We start from the raw sequence: 15,603 nt of genomic DNA, 5'->3' as shown, positions 1-15,603 counted from the left end.
ACCGCAACGACTCACTCGCAGCCCGACCCAACCCGATCTGCTCCCGCTCAAACGGACTCAACCTCGACGCCATAACCACCCCAACGAACATCACGGAAGGGTGTTGCAACCACCGGTTGAGCCCGCCCTCGGAACGGAAACTGTCCAAGATCTCGCTTTTCGCGCGGGATCGGGGTGGATCATTTCTGGCTACTGGCATTTTTCGGGCATCCGTCAATCCCGAGCTGGCGGGTGAGCAAGCGAGTGGTCGCGCTCAGTGTCTGGATCTCGTACGCTCCCATGTGGTCTCCGCCGGTGCGGTGGTGGAGGCGATGGTCGACCACGGGGGAGGCGCGCGTGAGCGCAGCACAGATCATCGCGAGGCTGGCGGCGGCGTCGCAGAAGCTGGACGAGGCGAAGGCCAAGACCGCAGCGGCAGCCCAGGACGCGGCCGAGGCGCGGGCACTCGTGGCTGGTGCGCTGGAAGGCGTGGCAGCCGGCCCACTGGTCGGCATGATCGATGCGTACCGTCAGGCGCTCGCGCAGGCGTCCCAGGGCGGCGACCCGGCCAAGCAGCACGTCCAGGAGACGATCGCCAAGGTTCGAGCGCTGGGAAACTGACCACGGGCGGTGAGGCCCGATCGGTTCAGCGGGTCTGGCCGGTGCAGTAGACAGGACCCCAGCCGGAGGCGTACGCGACCCTTCTCCTTGCCGGAGTGGGTGCTTACCTACGGTCGCCCTAGCCCTCTCCGACATTCACAGAGATCAATTGTCTGTTGATTCTTTCCGAGGCGCGCGTTCGATGACGACGAGGGGGATCTCGCGGTCGGTGCCCTTCTGGTAGCGCTCGTACGTCGGGAAGACCTTCGTCATCACCGGCCACAGCCGGGCCCGCTCCTCGCCCGTCGCCGTGCGGGCCCGACCGGCGATGCGCTCCGCGCCGACCTGGATCTCCACCGCCGGGTCGGCGCTCAGGTTCAGGTACCAGGCGGGGTGTTTGTCCGCGCCCCCGTTGGACGCCACCAGCAGGTGGTTGTCACCGTCGCGGCCGTACATCAGAGCGGTGCGGCGCAGGGCGCCCGTGCGGCGTCCGCGGGTGGTGAGCAGCAGCGACGGTACGCCGTGGTAGGTGCCGCCGTCGGCGCCGTCGGTCTCGACGTACCGCTGGATGTGCTTGGCCACCCAGCCGACCGGGCTGTCCTCGATCGTTTCGTGCTGCTCCTGCGCGGTCATCGCTTCGCCTCCTTCATCGGGCCTGTCCGCTGGGGGGAGGGCAGGCCGGTGAGTCATCAAGACGATTCACCGGCATCAGGCTTTCACGGGACATGGCCTCCAGTCGCGTGGGGCCAGGACCGAGGGGGTCATCCGCGCGAGCGCGGCAGGCAGCACTTCTTGTATTTCGCCCCCGACCCACACCAGCAGGCGTCGTTGCGCCCGGGCGGCCAGGCCCTGAGGTCGGGGCCGGTGAGCGAGTCGGCGTACTCGTCCTGGGTTTCCTCGTCGGTGGGGTCGCTGCCCTCGCGTTCGGCGAGGGCCGCCAACCCGGCGACGGAACCGACGACCACGCCCAGGTCGAGGCCGCCCAGCCCGGATGCGTCGACGAGGGCGCGTTCGGTCTGGGCGCGGTGCTCGTCCCAGCTCGCGGGGTAGCTGTCGGCGAGGGCGGGCCAGCGCAGCAGCAGCGCGTTGAACTCCGCCTGCGGCCAGAACAGCAGCGTCGCGGGGCCCTCGTCCAGTGCGTCGAGCGCGTGGTCGCTCGCGGCGCGCAGCCGGTCGGCGAGGTTGTCGTACTCGTCGTGCGGGAGGCCCATCTCCTCGCGCAGGTTGTGTCGCCGCTGGGTCAGGCCGTAGATCATGGCCGCGGCCTCGTCCTGGGCGTCCTCGGACTCGTGCTGCTGGTTGCGGGTCCGTTCCAGGATCGCGTCGAGCGCCCCGGTCAGCCATTCCAGCGCCAGGTCGGTGTGGCCGGCTTCGGCCAGCTCGTCGACCAGGTACGTGGCGTTGGGGTTGGTCTCCAGCAGCGGGCGCAGGGCGGTCAGCTCGGCCATGCCCTCGTCGGAGCGGCCGAGGCGCAGCAGCAGACCACCGCGCACCGAGCGGGCGTACGCGTCCTCGTCGGGCTGTTCGGCGATGGCGCGGGTGGCCAGTGCGAGCGCGTCGGCCAGGTCACCCGCCTGCTCCAGGATGTCCGCGGCGACCAGCAGGGCGTACGCGGTGTCGTCGGGGTCGGCGACCCGCCCCTCGTCAACGGCGCCCACCAACTCGGCGACCAGCGCGGCCGGGTCCGGGCTCTCCGGACCCAGGGAGCCGATCTCCTCGATGCGGTCGGTGGTCAGCAACTCGGGCATGTGGGCATCCTGAAGAACGGCGAGTGGTGGACGGGGAAGCGGCCAGCGTACTCCCGGACATGGTGGAGCCCGGGCGGCGAACCGCCCGGGCTCCGACACGTTCCCTCAGCGGGTCGCGGGCATGGTGGCGAACTCGCCGGCTAGCTCGGACTCGACGATCGTCGTGGCGGACGGCCGGGTACCGGCCGCCTTCCGCCGGGCGGACGGGACGGCGAGGGCCGCGAGCGCGGCGGCCAGCGCGATGGCCGTGAGGACCAGAAACCCCATCGTGAAGCCGGCCTCCCGGGGCAGGCCGTTGGCCTGCGGGTTCGCGGTGATCACACCGCTGACCACGGCGGCCCCGATCGCGCCTCCGATGGTGCGGATGTTGGCGTTCATGCCGGTGGCCACGCCGGTCTGGCTGGCGGGCACGCTGGCGACGATCAGGTTGGCCATCGACGCGAAGGCCAGGCCGATGCCGAGGCCGACAAGGCCGCCGGCGATGGCGACCTCCCAGCGGGTGTCGTGCGCGACGGCGAGCATCGCGGAGGCGGCCACGTTGAACGTGGCACCGGTGGCGAGCTGTGCCTTGGCGCTGAAGACGGCCTGGAGTCGGCCGGCGACGATGCCGGCGACGAACATCGCGACGAGCATCGGCAGCATGAGCAGACCGGCCTGGCTGATGCTCGCGCCGAAGCCGTAACCGGCGGCGGTCGGGGTCTGCAGGAACTGGGGGAGGAAGGCGTACACGGAGAACATCGACGCGCCGTAGAGCAGGGCGACCAGGTTGGTGGTCCAGACGCCGGGCAGGCGCATCATCCGCATGTCGATCAGCGGGTTGGGCGACCGCACCTCGGCGACCAGCCAGCCGACCAGCAGCACCACGGCGAGGGCCAGCAGGCCGAGCACCCGAGGGCTGGTCCAGCCCCACGCCGCGCCCTGGCTGATCGGCAGCAGCAACGCGACCAACCAGCCGGAGAGCAGCACTGTCGCTCGCCAGTCGATGCGACCGGGGGTGCGGACCGGGGACTCGGGGACGAACAGGTGGGCGGCCACGGCGGTCAGCCCGACCACGACCATCGGGATCCAGAACAGCCAGCGGTAGTCGAGCGTGCTGACGATCGGGCCGGCCAGCACGATGCCCAGGCCACCGCCGACGGCGACGATCGCCGAGATCGCGGCCACGGCCGTGGAGACCCGCGCGGCGGGGAACTCGTCGCGGATGATGCCGAACGACAGCGGGAAGACCGCTCCGCCGATGCCCTGCACGACCCGGGCGATGATGAGGACGCCGATGTTCGGCGCGATGGCGGCCAGCAGGCAGCCGAGGGCGAGCGCGGCGAGCGCGACGACCAGCATCCGCTCCTTGCCGACCATGTCGCCGACCCGTCCGAGGATCGGCGTGAAGATCGACGCGGAGAGCAGGTAGGCGGTCAGGACCCAGGTCACGGTGTTCTGGGAGGTGTGCAGATCATGCTGGATGGTCGGCAGCACCGGGGTGATCAGCGACTGGAGCATCGCGAAGAACCCGGCACCGGCGGCGAGCACGGTGAAGGTGAGCCGACGCGAGCTGCGTCGGGAGGTCACTGCCACGAGAGAAGACTCCTGATAAAGGTACGGAAGGAGGTTTGTCACCCGTCGTCTGTGGCGGGCTGGCTGTCGGGTCCGGGCGATCGGGTGGCCAGGCAGATCGGGCGGGTCCCGAGGTAAGCTAAGCGGAGGCAGGCCTCCGGGATTCCGGAGGGGTGCCTCCACTAAGCTAGCGGAGGGTTGCCTCCGGTTGCAACCAGGACGAGGTGACGCACGTCATGACCAGCGCGGGGCAGGTGCCCGAGGTGTTCGCGCAACGCCCGAAGCGGGCCGACGCACGGCGTAACTACGACGCTCTGGTCGCCGCCGCGCGCGACGCGTTCGCCGAGAACGGCGCCGCCGCTTCCCTGGAGGACGTGGCCCGCCGGGCCGGGGTGGGCATCGGCACGCTCTACCGCAACTTCCCCAGCCGGCGGCACCTCTTCGAGGCCGTGTACGTCGAGGAGGTCCGGGCGCTGAGCCGCTCCGCCGAGGACCTGGCCGAGCTGCCACCGTGGGACGCGCTCGTCGCCTGGTTGCACCGCTTCGTCGCGTACGTCGCCACCAAGCGGGCGCTCGCCGAGCATCTGCTGCACGACTCGGAGATCTTCCGGAGCTGCCGGACGGAGATCTACTCCGCCGGCGAGCCGCTGATGCGTCGCGGCCAGGCAGCCGGCGTGGTCCGTGACGACATCGGCTTCGACGACGTGGTGCGGCTGATCAGCGGCCTCACCATGGCACAGTTCCCGTCACCCGAGCAGCGCGACCGGGTGCTCGGCGTGGCCCTGGACGGGCTGCGCGCGCCCATCCGCTGACGCTCGCCCGCCGACCGGTCAGCGGTCGACCAGCAGCAGCCACTCGTCATCGAGCTGTTGGACCACCGCGCCCGCCGGCCAGCGGTGACCGGGATCGACCACCGCCCGGGCCTGATCGACCTGCGGTGGCCGGCTGAACTGCGTGTCGCGGAAGCTGGTCATGCTGTGGAACCGGGCCCGGCCGAAGTTCGCGGCGTCGGTGAAGCGGGCCTGGTCGAACAACGCCTCCGCCCCGAACACCGTCCAGCGGAACAGCGCCATGTTCGTGAAACGGGCAGCGTGGAAGTTGGCCGACCGGCCGAACTCGGTGTGCTCCATCGACAGGGCGCCCTCGAAGACGGCTTGCCGGAACGTGGTGGAGTCCTCGAAGCGGGTCGCGTCGAAGCTGGTCGGCTGACCGAAGGTCACCTGGCGAAACGAGGTGTGACCGGAGAAGGTGGACCGTCGACAGGACAGGCCGTCGCTGAACGTGGCCCCGTCGAAGGTGGCCTGACCGCTGACGCGGACGCCGTCCAGCAGGACCTCACCGTCGGCCGCGACGCCCTCGAAGACCACGTCGCCGAAGGTCGCCGCCCCGAGCTGGAGACGCCCCCGCACCGTCGCGCCCGCGAAGGTGGTCGTGCCGGTGAACGCCGTCGCCGTGAAGTTCGCGTCGACCAGCGTGCAGCCCGTGGCGTCGAAGTCGACCAGCGTGGCACCGGTCAGGTCCAGCACCACCTCCGGCCAGTGGGCCACGCCGTCCGCCCGCAGGTGGCGGGTCAGCACACGCTGCGCGGTGCGCCGGACCTCCGTCTCGCGCGGCTCGTCGTCGGGCGCCGGCATCCGCAGGTACGCGCAGAGCACCGCCCCGATCGTCGGGCGCTGCCCAGGGTTGTCCTGACCGAGGCGTTCCAGCGCGTGCAGCCCGCCGAGGCGTACCGCCGCGCTGTCGTTGCCGAGCAGCTCGACGGCCCGGGTGTAGAGCTCGGTCAGTCGACGTTCGGCGGCGTCGTGCTCGGCGGCGGTGGACTGCCGGTCCTGCTGGCGTTGCGCGGCCTCGGCCACCGACTCGGCGTGCGCCTGCACACGGTCGCGGTGGGCCTGGTCCCGGGCGGCGACGCTCTCCTGGTGCCGCTGCGCGCGTTCGGTGATCCACTGGCGGCGGGCGGCCAGGAGCAGGGCGAGCCCTCCGCCGGTGCCGGCGACCACGGTCAGGCCGGTGCGGATCGCGTCGATGCGCAGCGTGGCGCGGATGTCCGGCTGGCTGGCCCGGTCGGCCTCGGTGAGCAGCAGGTCCAGCACCAGCCAGCCCAGGGCGGCGGCGAGCAGCAGGCCGACCAGGACCAGCCACCAGGGCATCACCCGTAGCTGGCGCTCGGTGGGTTCGTCGGCGGCCACGGCCACAGCATGCCATCCGCTGACCCGACCCGGGGTGCGCGCGCCGTGCCGGCGGTCCGATGTGGAGCGCCGCGATTTGCGCGTTTGCGCCCTCGCCGGGACAACGGGTTACCGGCGCGTAACAAGTCATTGACGTTTCTGAATTGTTGCGGGGATGATCGTCGCACGGTCGACCGGACACCCCCACCCACCTGCCCGGTACGCCGGGTGCCTCCCCCCCGGAGGTGCAGCCATGCTGCTCCGAAAGACCGCCCTCGTCGTGTCCCTCGTCGCCGCCGCCCTGTTCGCGTCCGCCGGCACGGCGACCGCCGCCCCCGCCGATCCCACCCCGGCTCCCGTCATCCCCGAAGCCTTCGCCGCCGCCGCCGCGGCCAACCCGGTGATCGTGGTCGGCGGGCTCAGCGGCATCGCCGTCGCGTACGAGCCGATGGCCGCCCGGCTGCGCGCCGACGGCTACCGCACCTTCATCTACCAGTTGCCCGGGCTGGGCCTCGGCGACATCCCCACGTCCGCCCGCGCGTTCGCCACCTACGTCGACCAGGTGCGCGCCAGCACCGGTGCGGCGACAGTGGACGTCGTGGCCCACTCCGAAGGCGGCCTGGTCAGCCGCTACTACCTCAAGCGGCTCGGCGGCACCGCCGCCATCGGGCGCTACGTCAGCCTCGGCACACCGCAGTACGGCACCTACGTCGCCAACATCGTGGCGTTCCTCGGGCTGGGCAGCTGCGCCGGCGTCGTGGCCTGCCAGCAGATGACCATCGGCTCGGCGTTCCTCGCCGACCTCAACGCCGGCGACGACACCCCCGGCGCGGTGCGCTACACCACCATCCGAACGCTTCAGGACGAGCTGGTCCGGCCGACCGGGAACGCCGTGGTCAACGATGGTGCGACCAACGTGCTGATCCAGACGTACTGCCCGCTGCGGGTGGTGGGGCACCTCGGCCTGGTGCTCGACGGCACGGCGTACACCATCGTGCGTGGCGCCCTGGTCGACGGCCCGGTGCGACCCAACTGCCTCGCGCTCTGACCCGGTCCACGGGGGTGGTCCCGGCGGGACCACCCCCACGGGCGCGACGGTGAGTGTCGGGTCGGCGACGGTACGGCGAAACGGGATGGCGCGGACGCCGTCGACTGACACCGACGGCGTCCGCACCGGTGGGTCAGCTCGCCTTGGCGAGCGCCTCGAACTCGTCGTCGGTGAGCCGCACGTCGGCAGCGCCCACGTTCTCCTCCAGGTGCGCCACCGAGGACGTACCGGGGATCGGCAGCATCACCGGCGAACGGCGCAGCAGCCAGGCCAGCGCGAGCTGCGCGGGCGACGCGCCGTGCGCGGTGGAGATGGCGTCCAGCGGGCCGCCCGGGCGGGCCAGCTCACCGGTCGCGATCGGGAACCACGGGATGAACGCGAGGTCGTTGCGCTCGCAGTACTCCAGCACGTCCTCGGCGCTGCGGTTCGCGAGGTTGTACAGGTTCTGCACCGACGCGATCGTGGTGATCGCCCGGGACTCCTCGATCTGCGCGACGCTCACCTCGGACAGACCGATGTGCTGGATCTTGCCCTCCTCGCGCAGCAGCGCCAGCTCACCCAACTGGTCCGCGAGCGGCACCTTCGGGTCGATCCGGTGCAGCTGGTACAGCGGGATGCTGTCCAGGCCGAGGTGCCGCAGGCTCAACTCACACTGCTGGCGCAGGTACTCCGGGCGGCCCAGCGCACGCCAGTCGCCGGGGCCGGAGCGGCTCAGCCCGGCCTTGGTCGCGATGACCAGGTCATCGGCGTACGGGTGCAGGGCCTCCCGGATCAGCAACTCCGAGACGAACGGGCCGTACGAGTCGGCGGTGTCGATGAACGTCACGCCCATCTCGACCGCGCGGCGCAGCACCCGAACCGCCTCGGCCGGGTCCTTCGGGTCTCCCCAGACACCCGGGCCGGTGATCTGCATCGCCCCGTAGCCGAGCCGGTTGACGGTGACGTCGCCACCGATGCGGTACGTGCCGGACGCCTTCGCGGGCTGCTCACTGATGTTGGTCGCCATTGGCCGATCCCCAATCGTCGTGTCGTGGGGGCGTGGAAAGGCCCACCCGCCACCAGATAGATCATCCCCCGGCAGCCGGCCGGTATTCCGCTCGTCGGCCGACTGTGTGCGTGGACACCTCACCCGCAAGCCGCGTCGGGCACCTCACCCGCAAGCCGCGGCGGGCGGTCGCCTGGAGTCCGCGCCGGGCATTGCCCGGAAGCTGCCGGTACGACCGGGGCGTCCGTGCGACGCTGGCCGGAGCCGGTGCCTTCCGGCGCGACGGCAGAGGGAGCACCCATGGCGGGAGTGCCGCAGGTCAACTTCGCGCTCGACACGTACGAGTGCATCGTGATCTATCCCGGCGCGGCCGGGCGGGTCCTGCCCGCCGAGACCGTGCAGCGGTTGCAGGCCGAGCACGCCGAGCACATGCAGGCGCTACAGCGAAGCGGCATCATCCTGGTCGCCGGTTCGGTGGACGGGCCGGCCCGCGAGCCGGAGCCACCGATCGGCTTCGGTCTGGCCCGCACCGGCAGCGTCGACGACGTCCGCAGCGTGCTGGAGGCCGACCCGGCGGTGCAGGCCGGGCTCTACCGGGTGGACGTGCTGACCTTCCTCTGCCCGGCCGGATCCCTGGAGTTTCCGCTGGTGAAGACGGAAAGCTGACCACCTGATCAATCGACGGCTGTCGTGATGGCGACGGCGCTCGGCTGCCTGCCGGTGTTACGGTCGCGCCCAGCGAGGGCCGCCGCCGGGGCGTACCCGGAAAGCCTTGGGTAGGCCCCGGTCGAGGAGTCGCCATGATCTCCGCCGCCACCCCCGATGTCGCGACGGCCACCACCCGGCTGCGCGCCCTGCTCGGCGACCGGCTGCACGAGCCGGGCGATCCGGCGTACGTCACCACCACGACGCTCTGGAACGGTGCGGTTCAGCGCACGCCGCTCCTGGTGGCCCAGTGCCTGGACGCCGACGAGGTGGCCGACGCGGTCCGCGTGGCCGCCCAGTGCCACCTGCCGCTGTCGGTCCGCTCCGGAGGGCACGACTGGGCCGGCCGGGCGCTGCGCGACGGCGGTGTGGTGCTCGACCTGACCGGTCTGCGCGCGGTCGACATCGACGTGGACGCGGCCACGGTCACCATCGGCGGCGGCGTCACGGCCGCCGGTCTGCTGGCCGCCGCCCGCCCGTACGACCTGGTGGTGCCCACCGGCACCGTCGGCGACGTGGGCATGGCCGGGTTGACTCTCGCCGGCGGGTACGGGCCGCTGTGCGGCCGGTTCGGGCTGACCCTGGACAGCCTGCTCGGCGCGGAGGTGGTCCTCGCCGACGGCCGCCGGGTCACCGCCGACCCTCGACACGACGCCGAGCTGTACTGGGCGCTGCGCGGCGGCGGTGGGAACGTCGGCGTGGTCACTGAGCTGCGTTTCCGCGCGCACCGGCTGCCCGGCGTGCTGGCCGGCATGATCATGTTCGCTCTGGCGGAGGCGCCGGCCGTTCTGCGCGGCTACGGCGCGCTCATCGCCGAAGCCCCGGACGAGCTGACCGTGATGACCGGCTTCCTGCCCGGCCCGGCCGGCGAACCGGTCATCTTCGTCTGCCCGTTCTACAGCGGCCCGGACCTGGACGCCGGGCTGCCGTGGATGGATCGGCTGCGCGCGCTGGGCACCCCGCTGGTCGACCAGATCACCCCGATGCCGTACGCGGACGCGCTGCGGATGTTCGACGGCGGGATGGTCGACGGCAACCACTACCTGCTGCGTACCCGCTGGCTGCCCGCGCTCACCGCCAGCACGGTGGACGTGCTCGTCGACGTGGCCCGGCAGGTCAGCTCCCCGTTCTCCGCGCTGGCCGTGCACCACTTCCACGGCGCGGCCACCCGGGTCCGTCTCGCCGACACGGCGTTCGGCCTGCGCACCGACCACCTGCTGACCGAGGTCATCGCGGTCTGGGCACCCGGCGACCAGGCCAGGCCACACCGGGAGTGGGCCGAGCACACCTCGGCCGCACTCGCACCGCACGCCCTGCCCGGTGGCTACCCCAACCTGCTCGCCCCCGAGGAGACCGACCGGGTCCAGCTCGCCTACGGCGCGAACTGGCCGCGGCTACGCCGGGCCAAGCACCGCTACGACCCGCGTGACCTGCTCACCGCGGTGCCCACCCTGCCCCGGTCGCGGCGCTGATGGTGACCTGCCGCCGGGAGCACCCCGACAGCGCACGCCACCGGAGGCGTACGATTCCCGGCGCGCGGTCGCCGTTGCCCGTCGCCACAACGTTCCCGGTGCGGTTCCACCCGCCGGCCCGACGCGCACCGCGCGTCGTTGGACACATGTTCCGCTGCCTGCAATGGGTCGGCCCCGAGTCCGACCTGAAGGAGAGACTAGCCTGATGGGCGTGACACGCCGCGTAAAGATCGTCTGCACTCTGGGTCCCGCCACCTCGTCCCCGGAGCGCATCCGGGGTCTTGTCGAGGCCGGCATGAACGTGGCGAGGCTCAACTTCAGCCACGGCAGCCACGCCGACCACGAGGCGGTCTATCGACTGGTCCGGGAGGCGTCCGAAGCGGCAGGTAAGCCGGTGGCCGTCCTCGCCGACCTCCAGGGCCCCAAGATCCGGCTCGGCAAGTTCGCCGACGGCCCGCACGAGTGGCGCACCGGCGACTCGGTCGTGATCACCGGTGACGACATCATCGGCACCAAGGAGCGCGTCTCCTGCACCTACCAGAAGCTGCCGCACGAGGTGAAGCCCGGCGACCGGCTGCTGATCGACGACGGCCGCGTCGCCGTCGAGGTCACCGACGTCACCGGCAACGACATCCGCTGCCTGGTCACCGAGGGCGGCCCGGTCTCCAACAACAAGGGCGTCTCGCTGCCCAACGTGGCTGTCAGCGTGCCCGCCATGTCGGACAAGGACGCCGAGGACCTTCGCTTCTCCCTGGGCCTCGGTGTCGACCTGGTCGCGCTGTCCTTCGTCCGCTCGGCCGAGGACATCAAGCTCGTGCACGGCATCATGGCCGAGGAGGGCGTGTTCCGCCCGGTCCTGGCCAAGGTCGAGAAGCCGGAGGCGGTCGAGCACCTGGAGGCCATCGTGCTGGCCTTCGACGGTGTCATGGTCGCCCGCGGTGACCTCGGTGTCGAGATGCCACTGGACCAGGTGCCCCTGGTGCAGAAGCGCGCCGTGCAGCTGTGCCGGGAGAACGCCAAGCCCGTCATCGTGGCCACCCAGATGCTCGACTCCATGATCGAGAATTCCCGCCCCACCCGGGCGGAGGCCTCCGACGTCGCCAACGCGGTGCTCGACGGCGCGGACGCGGTGATGCTCTCCGGCGAGACCAGCGTCGGCAAATACCCGGTGCTGACCGTCAGCACCATGGCCAAGATCGTGACGACCACGGAGTCCGGCTCGATCGGCGTGCCCCGGTTGCAGCACGACCCGCGTACCCACGGCGGCGCGCTCACCGTCGCCGCCTCGTCGATCGCCCGGGCCATCAACGCCAAGGCGCTCGTCGCCTTCTCGCAGACCGGCGACACCGTCCGACGGCTGTCCCGCCTGCACTGCGACCTGCCGCTGCTGGCCTTCACGCCGGTGCCCGAGGTGCGCGACCAACTCGCCCTCTCCTGGGGCGTGGAGACCTTCCTGATGCCGTTCGTGCAGCACACTGATGACATGTTCCGTCAGGTCGACCAGGCGCTGCTGGGCCTCAACCGGGCCAACCCGGGTGACTACGTGGTGATCGTGGCCGGTAGCCCGCCCGGCACCCCCGGCTCGACCAACACGCTGCGCGTACACCAGCTCGGGTCGCTGGTCGACGCGGCGTCGGCGCGGGCGCTGCAGTGAGCGACGGTCGGGTCGCGGTCGGCCAGGCCGCCGTGGACCAGCTCCTGGAAGTGCTGGACCTCGACCCGACCGGGGACATGACCTTCCGGGGGATGAGCCCCCCGGTCGGCCCACAACGGGTGTACGGCGGCCAGGTCGCAGGTCAGGCCCTGGTCGCCGCCGGCCGCACTGTCGACCCGGAGCGCTTCGTGCACTCGCTGCACGGATACTTCGTCCGCCCCGGCGACCCGGTCGAGCCGATCGAGTACCAGGTGGAGAACATCCGCGACGGCCGGTCCTTCTCGGTTCGCCGCGCGGTCGCCCTCCAGCACGACAAGCCGATCTTCTTCATGTCGGCGTCGTTCCAGCGGGCCGAGGAGGGCCTGGACCACCAGGTCATCGCCCCGCTGGACGTACCCATGCCGCAGGACGTGCCGACGATGACCGACCGGCTCTCCCGCTACCCGGAGCGGCTGGGCATCTGGGGCCAGATCCCGCGTCCGATCGACGTGCGCTACGTGGGCGAGCCCGGCTGGGTCCGTCCCGGTGACCGGCCCGCCGACCCGCACCAGCGGGTCTGGATGCGCATCGACGGCAAACTGCCGGACGATCCGCTCCTGCACGCCTGCGCGCTCACCTACGCCTCGGACCTCACCCTGCTCGACTCGGTGCTCTCCGCGCACGGCGAGGTGTGGGGGCCGGGCGGGCTGGTCGGCGCCAGCCTGGACCACGCGCTGTGGTTCCACCGGCCGTTCCGGGCCGACGAGTGGTTCCTCTACGACTGCCTGAGCCCGTCGGCGTCCGGCGCGCGTGGGCTGGCCACCGGCCGGATGTTCACCACTGACGGCCAGCAGATCGCCAGCGCCGTCCAGGAGGGCCTGCTGCGCCGCGTCGGCGCCTGACCTTTCTCGATCATCCCCGCCAGGCGCGCGTCCGCAACGGCCGCGTCGTGGCGGGGATGAGGCGGGTCAGGCCTGGTAGATGGCCTCGCCGGCGATCTCGATCTGCACCGTCTTGCCGACCAGCACTCCGCCGCTCTCCAGGATGACATTCCAGAGCAGGCCGTAGTCCTCGCGGTTGATCTCGGCCGTCGCGCTGAATCCGAAGATGTTCTGCCCGTACGGATCACGACGGGTGCCACCGAAATTCACCTCCAGGTCGACAGCCCGGGTGACCCCCTTCGCCGTCAACTCACCGGTGAGGACGAATCGTCCGGGTGTGCTGTCGGACTGCGGCGGAACAATGTGACTCCGGCCTCGTCCGCCCAACCGATGGTTGCGCAGACGGGCCCACTGGAATATGGGGTCCTCGGTGCCCTGCCATTTGATTCCGGTGCTTCGATATTCGAGAGTGGGATAGCGCTCCACATCGAGGAAGTCGGCACTCTTCAGATGCGTGTCCCGGTCGACACTCCCGGTGGTGATGCTGGCCGACATTATGGTCGCCGTCACAGAGGAGAGCAGCGGGTCCTCCGCCACGATGATCTCAGCGGTGGCCTCGGCGAACTCGCCGCGCACCGGGCTCACCATCATGTGCCGGGACAGGAAACCGATCCGCTTGTGCGCCTGATCGAGAAGATAGGTGCCGGCGACCGGGATGGTCATGCCATCCCAGGTGCGTGTGGCGACATCGGTCATCGTATTGCCTTCCCCCCGAGCACACCCGGGTGTTTATCTATATCTTGCCGGCGGCCACGTAAATGGCCAGACATTCGTACTCCCGCCCAGCATAAGGACGCTCCAGAACAGCATTTCGGCCCCCACCGCGCGGTGGATCATGACGCACTTCACCGCTGCGCATCGGTGGCGGGAACGGGCGCGAGCGGCACGGGTTTCCATCGATGCGTACCCGATCGGCCGAGGGTCGCCCGCCCAGCCGGCTGACCAGCGACTAACCTTGCCGGCATGCGCCTATCCGCCCGGGTCGACTATGCCCTCCGCGCGGCCGCCGAGCTTGCCGCGACGGCCAGTGGTCCTGGGCGCGGCCGGCCGGTCACGGCCGACCAGATCGCCCGTGCCCAGGAGATCCCGCCGAAATTCCTGGAGAGCATCCTGCTCCAGCTGCGTCGCGGCGGCATCGTGCACGCCCAGCGTGGCCCGGAGGGCGGCTACTGGCTGGCCCGCCCCGCCGAGGAGATCTCCCTCGCCGAGGTGATCCGGGTGATCGACGGGCCGCTCGCCCACGTACGCGGGCAGCGTCCCGAGCAGCTCGGCTACCACGGCCCGGCCCGGGCGCTCCAGGAGGTCTGGATCGCGCTGCGGGCGAGCGAGCGGGAAATCCTGGACCTGGTCAGCATCGCCGACGTGGCAGCCGGCACCCTGCCCGCACGGGTCACCGAGCTGGTCGCCGACCCGCGCGCCTGGATCTGAGCGCCGCCCCGCTCAGACCCGGCGTAACCTGCCGCCCCGCACCGCCCGGCGGCCTCTGCCGCGATGCGCGCCCTTGACGTCGTCCTCGGCGGCGCGCCGCGTCTGTTGTCCTCGCAGTGCGGCCACTGGTTACGTCATCCCTGGTGCGACGCGGCGTGATGTCGTCTCTCGTGCCGCGCTCCGCATGGAGGCGTCCCATCCACCGATCGGGGGCTTGACCCTGGCAGCCCCGTGCCGCATTGTCGACCAAGTCGATAGGAGATGCCGAAAAGTCAGGGGGCGCTTGTGCGCAAGCTGCTGGTCCTCGCTCTGGTCGGGCTCGTCGCGCAGTTGATCGACGGCTCGCTCGGCATGGCGTACGGGTTGACCTCGTCCACCCTGCTGCTGGTCGCCGGGGTAGCCCCGGCCGCCGCCTCGGCCTCGGTGCACCTGGCCGAGATCGGCACCACCCTTGCCGCAGGCGTCGCGCACTGGCGGTTCGGCAACGTCGACTGGCGGGTGGTGACCCGCATCGCCCTACCCGGCGCGATCGGCGCCTTCGCCGGTGCCACAGTGCTCAGCTCGATCTCCACCGAGGCGGCAGCGCCGTGGATGGCTGCCATCCTCTTCACCCTCGGCGCGTACCTGCTGATCCGCTTCGCCCGACCGCTGCGCACCGATCGGGTCGGCGGGCGTCTCCGCGGTCGTTTCCTCGGCCCCCTCGGCCTGGTCGCCGGCTTCGTCGACGCGACCGGCGGCGGCGGTTGGGGCCCGGTGGCCACCCCGGCACTGCTGGTCTCCGGCCGCATGGAACCCCGCAAGGTGATCGGCTCGGTGGACACCTCCGAGTTCGTCGTGGCCGCCGCCGCCAGCGTCGGTTTCCTGATCGGGCTGGGCACCGAGGGGTTCCTGCTGCCCACGGTCGCGGCACTGCTGATCGGCGGGCTCATCGCCGCCCCGCTGGCCGCCTGGCTGGTGCGCATCGTCCCCGCCCAACTCCTCGGCGCGGCCGTCGGCGGCGTGATCGTGCTGACCAACGCCCGTACCCTGCTCCGCTCCGCCGAGCTGGACGGCCCGGTCCGCCCCATCACGTACGCCCTGCTGGCCGCCGGCTGGCTGGCCGCCCTGGTGCTGGCCGTGCGGGCCCTGCGCCGGACCCGCCTGGCCCGCGCCGAAGCAGCGACCGCCGAGGCCGCCCCCGACGCCCTTCCTGCTGCTCCCGCCGCTCCGGCCGCGGTGGTCGCGGGCGAGTTGGCCGCGACGGGTACGCCCAACCCGCGCTGAACGCGCGCCACACCCGCGTGATCATGCCGCGCCGTGCAGATCGCACAGGAAGATCCGCGCAACATCAGGGATGTTGCTGCCT

General features: G+C 71.4%; 15 protein-coding genes. 9 read left to right on the top strand and 6 right to left on the bottom strand.

The window, feature by feature from the left end; all coding sequences use genetic code 11:
- The first annotated feature begins 336 nt into the window (after window positions 1-336).
- The gene (locus tag KBX34_RS31480; protein ID WP_088949318.1) at window positions 337-600 is read left to right on the top strand and encodes a DUF6244 family protein; all 264 of its coding nucleotides are present in this window, start codon (window positions 337-339) and stop codon (window positions 598-600) included.
- Between the two features lie 144 nt (window positions 601-744).
- Here the strand turns inward: KBX34_RS31480 and KBX34_RS31475 are convergent, their stop codons facing one another.
- From KBX34_RS31475 to KBX34_RS31465, 3 genes are all read right to left on the bottom strand, one after another.
- Window positions 745-1,212 (bottom strand): nitroreductase family deazaflavin-dependent oxidoreductase, encoded by a 468-nt coding sequence (locus tag KBX34_RS31475; protein ID WP_210928667.1) that lies wholly within the window; start codon window positions 1,210-1,212, stop codon window positions 745-747.
- Window positions 1,213-1,340: 128 nt separating this feature from the next.
- Complete coding sequence (locus KBX34_RS31470; RefSeq protein WP_210928666.1) at window positions 1,341-2,327, bottom strand: SEC-C domain-containing protein; 987 nt, start codon at window positions 2,325-2,327, stop codon at window positions 1,341-1,343.
- Window positions 2,328-2,432: 105 nt separating this feature from the next.
- The gene (locus KBX34_RS31465) at window positions 2,433-3,899 is read right to left on the bottom strand and encodes an MFS transporter (RefSeq protein WP_210928664.1); all 1,467 of its coding nucleotides are present in this window, start codon (window positions 3,897-3,899) and stop codon (window positions 2,433-2,435) included.
- A 215-nt stretch (window positions 3,900-4,114) separates the two neighbouring features.
- Between KBX34_RS31465 and KBX34_RS31460 the strand changes: the two genes are divergently transcribed.
- The gene (locus KBX34_RS31460) at window positions 4,115-4,690 is read left to right on the top strand and encodes a TetR/AcrR family transcriptional regulator (RefSeq protein ID WP_210928663.1); all 576 of its coding nucleotides are present in this window, start codon (window positions 4,115-4,117) and stop codon (window positions 4,688-4,690) included.
- A gap of 18 nt (window positions 4,691-4,708) precedes the next feature.
- Here the strand turns inward: KBX34_RS31460 and KBX34_RS34350 are convergent, their stop codons facing one another.
- A complete protein-coding gene (locus tag KBX34_RS34350; protein WP_210928662.1) occupies window positions 4,709-6,067 on the bottom strand; it encodes a pentapeptide repeat-containing protein in 1,359 nt (452 codons plus the stop codon).
- A gap of 232 nt (window positions 6,068-6,299) precedes the next feature.
- Here KBX34_RS34350 and KBX34_RS31450 point away from each other — a divergent pair, with 232 nt between their 5' ends.
- Window positions 6,300-7,094: a triacylglycerol lipase gene (locus tag KBX34_RS31450; RefSeq protein ID WP_210928660.1), complete on the top strand. Its 795-nt coding sequence runs from the start codon at window positions 6,300-6,302 to the stop codon at window positions 7,092-7,094.
- Between the two features lie 133 nt (window positions 7,095-7,227).
- Here KBX34_RS31450 and KBX34_RS31445 read toward each other — a convergent pair whose 3' ends face one another.
- On the bottom strand, window positions 7,228-8,100 hold the full coding sequence (locus tag KBX34_RS31445) for an aldo/keto reductase (protein ID WP_088949308.1): 873 nt from the start codon (window positions 8,098-8,100) through the stop codon (window positions 7,228-7,230).
- 279 nt (window positions 8,101-8,379) lie between these two features.
- On the opposite strand from KBX34_RS31445, the gene KBX34_RS31440 reads away from it, so the two are divergent.
- The 4 genes from KBX34_RS31440 to KBX34_RS31425 all read left to right on the top strand — a co-directional run bounded on the left by KBX34_RS31440 (window position 8,380) and on the right by KBX34_RS31425 (window position 12,791).
- On the top strand, window positions 8,380-8,745 hold the full coding sequence (locus KBX34_RS31440) for a YciI family protein (RefSeq protein WP_088949307.1): 366 nt from the start codon (window positions 8,380-8,382) through the stop codon (window positions 8,743-8,745).
- 134 nt (window positions 8,746-8,879) lie between these two features.
- A complete protein-coding gene (locus KBX34_RS31435; protein ID WP_210928659.1) occupies window positions 8,880-10,256 on the top strand; it encodes an FAD-binding oxidoreductase in 1,377 nt (458 codons plus the stop codon).
- 205 nt (window positions 10,257-10,461) lie between these two features.
- Window positions 10,462-11,910, top strand: a complete 1,449-nt coding sequence (gene pyk / locus KBX34_RS31430; RefSeq protein WP_088949305.1) for a pyruvate kinase — start codon at window positions 10,462-10,464, stop codon at window positions 11,908-11,910.
- Window positions 11,907-12,791 carry an acyl-CoA thioesterase II gene (locus tag KBX34_RS31425; protein WP_088949304.1) on the top strand — a complete coding sequence of 295 codons (885 nt, stop codon included), beginning with the start codon at window positions 11,907-11,909 and terminating at the stop codon, window positions 12,789-12,791. Before pyk ends, KBX34_RS31425 begins: the two co-directional genes overlap by 4 nt.
- A gap of 66 nt (window positions 12,792-12,857) precedes the next feature.
- On the opposite strand, the gene KBX34_RS31420 is transcribed toward KBX34_RS31425, so the two are convergent.
- On the bottom strand, window positions 12,858-13,526 hold the full coding sequence (locus KBX34_RS31420; protein WP_210793923.1) for a YceI family protein: 669 nt from the start codon (window positions 13,524-13,526) through the stop codon (window positions 12,858-12,860).
- 267 nt (window positions 13,527-13,793) lie between these two features.
- Here KBX34_RS31420 and KBX34_RS31415 point away from each other — a divergent pair, with 267 nt between their 5' ends.
- Window positions 13,794-14,258: an Rrf2 family transcriptional regulator gene (locus KBX34_RS31415; protein WP_088949303.1), complete on the top strand. Its 465-nt coding sequence runs from the start codon at window positions 13,794-13,796 to the stop codon at window positions 14,256-14,258.
- Window positions 14,259-14,543: 285 nt separating this feature from the next.
- The gene (locus KBX34_RS31410; protein WP_210928657.1) at window positions 14,544-15,521 is read left to right on the top strand and encodes a sulfite exporter TauE/SafE family protein; all 978 of its coding nucleotides are present in this window, start codon (window positions 14,544-14,546) and stop codon (window positions 15,519-15,521) included.
- The last annotated feature ends 82 nt before the right edge of the window (window positions 15,522-15,603 follow it).

The sequence above is a fragment of the Micromonospora sp. M61 genome (genome assembly GCF_018070245.1).
GTDB classification, from domain to species: domain Bacteria; phylum Actinomycetota; class Actinomycetes; order Mycobacteriales; family Micromonosporaceae; genus Micromonospora; species Micromonospora zamorensis.
Note: the sequence above shows the minus strand (reverse complement) of the source record. Positions and strands in the feature narration are given on the sequence as shown.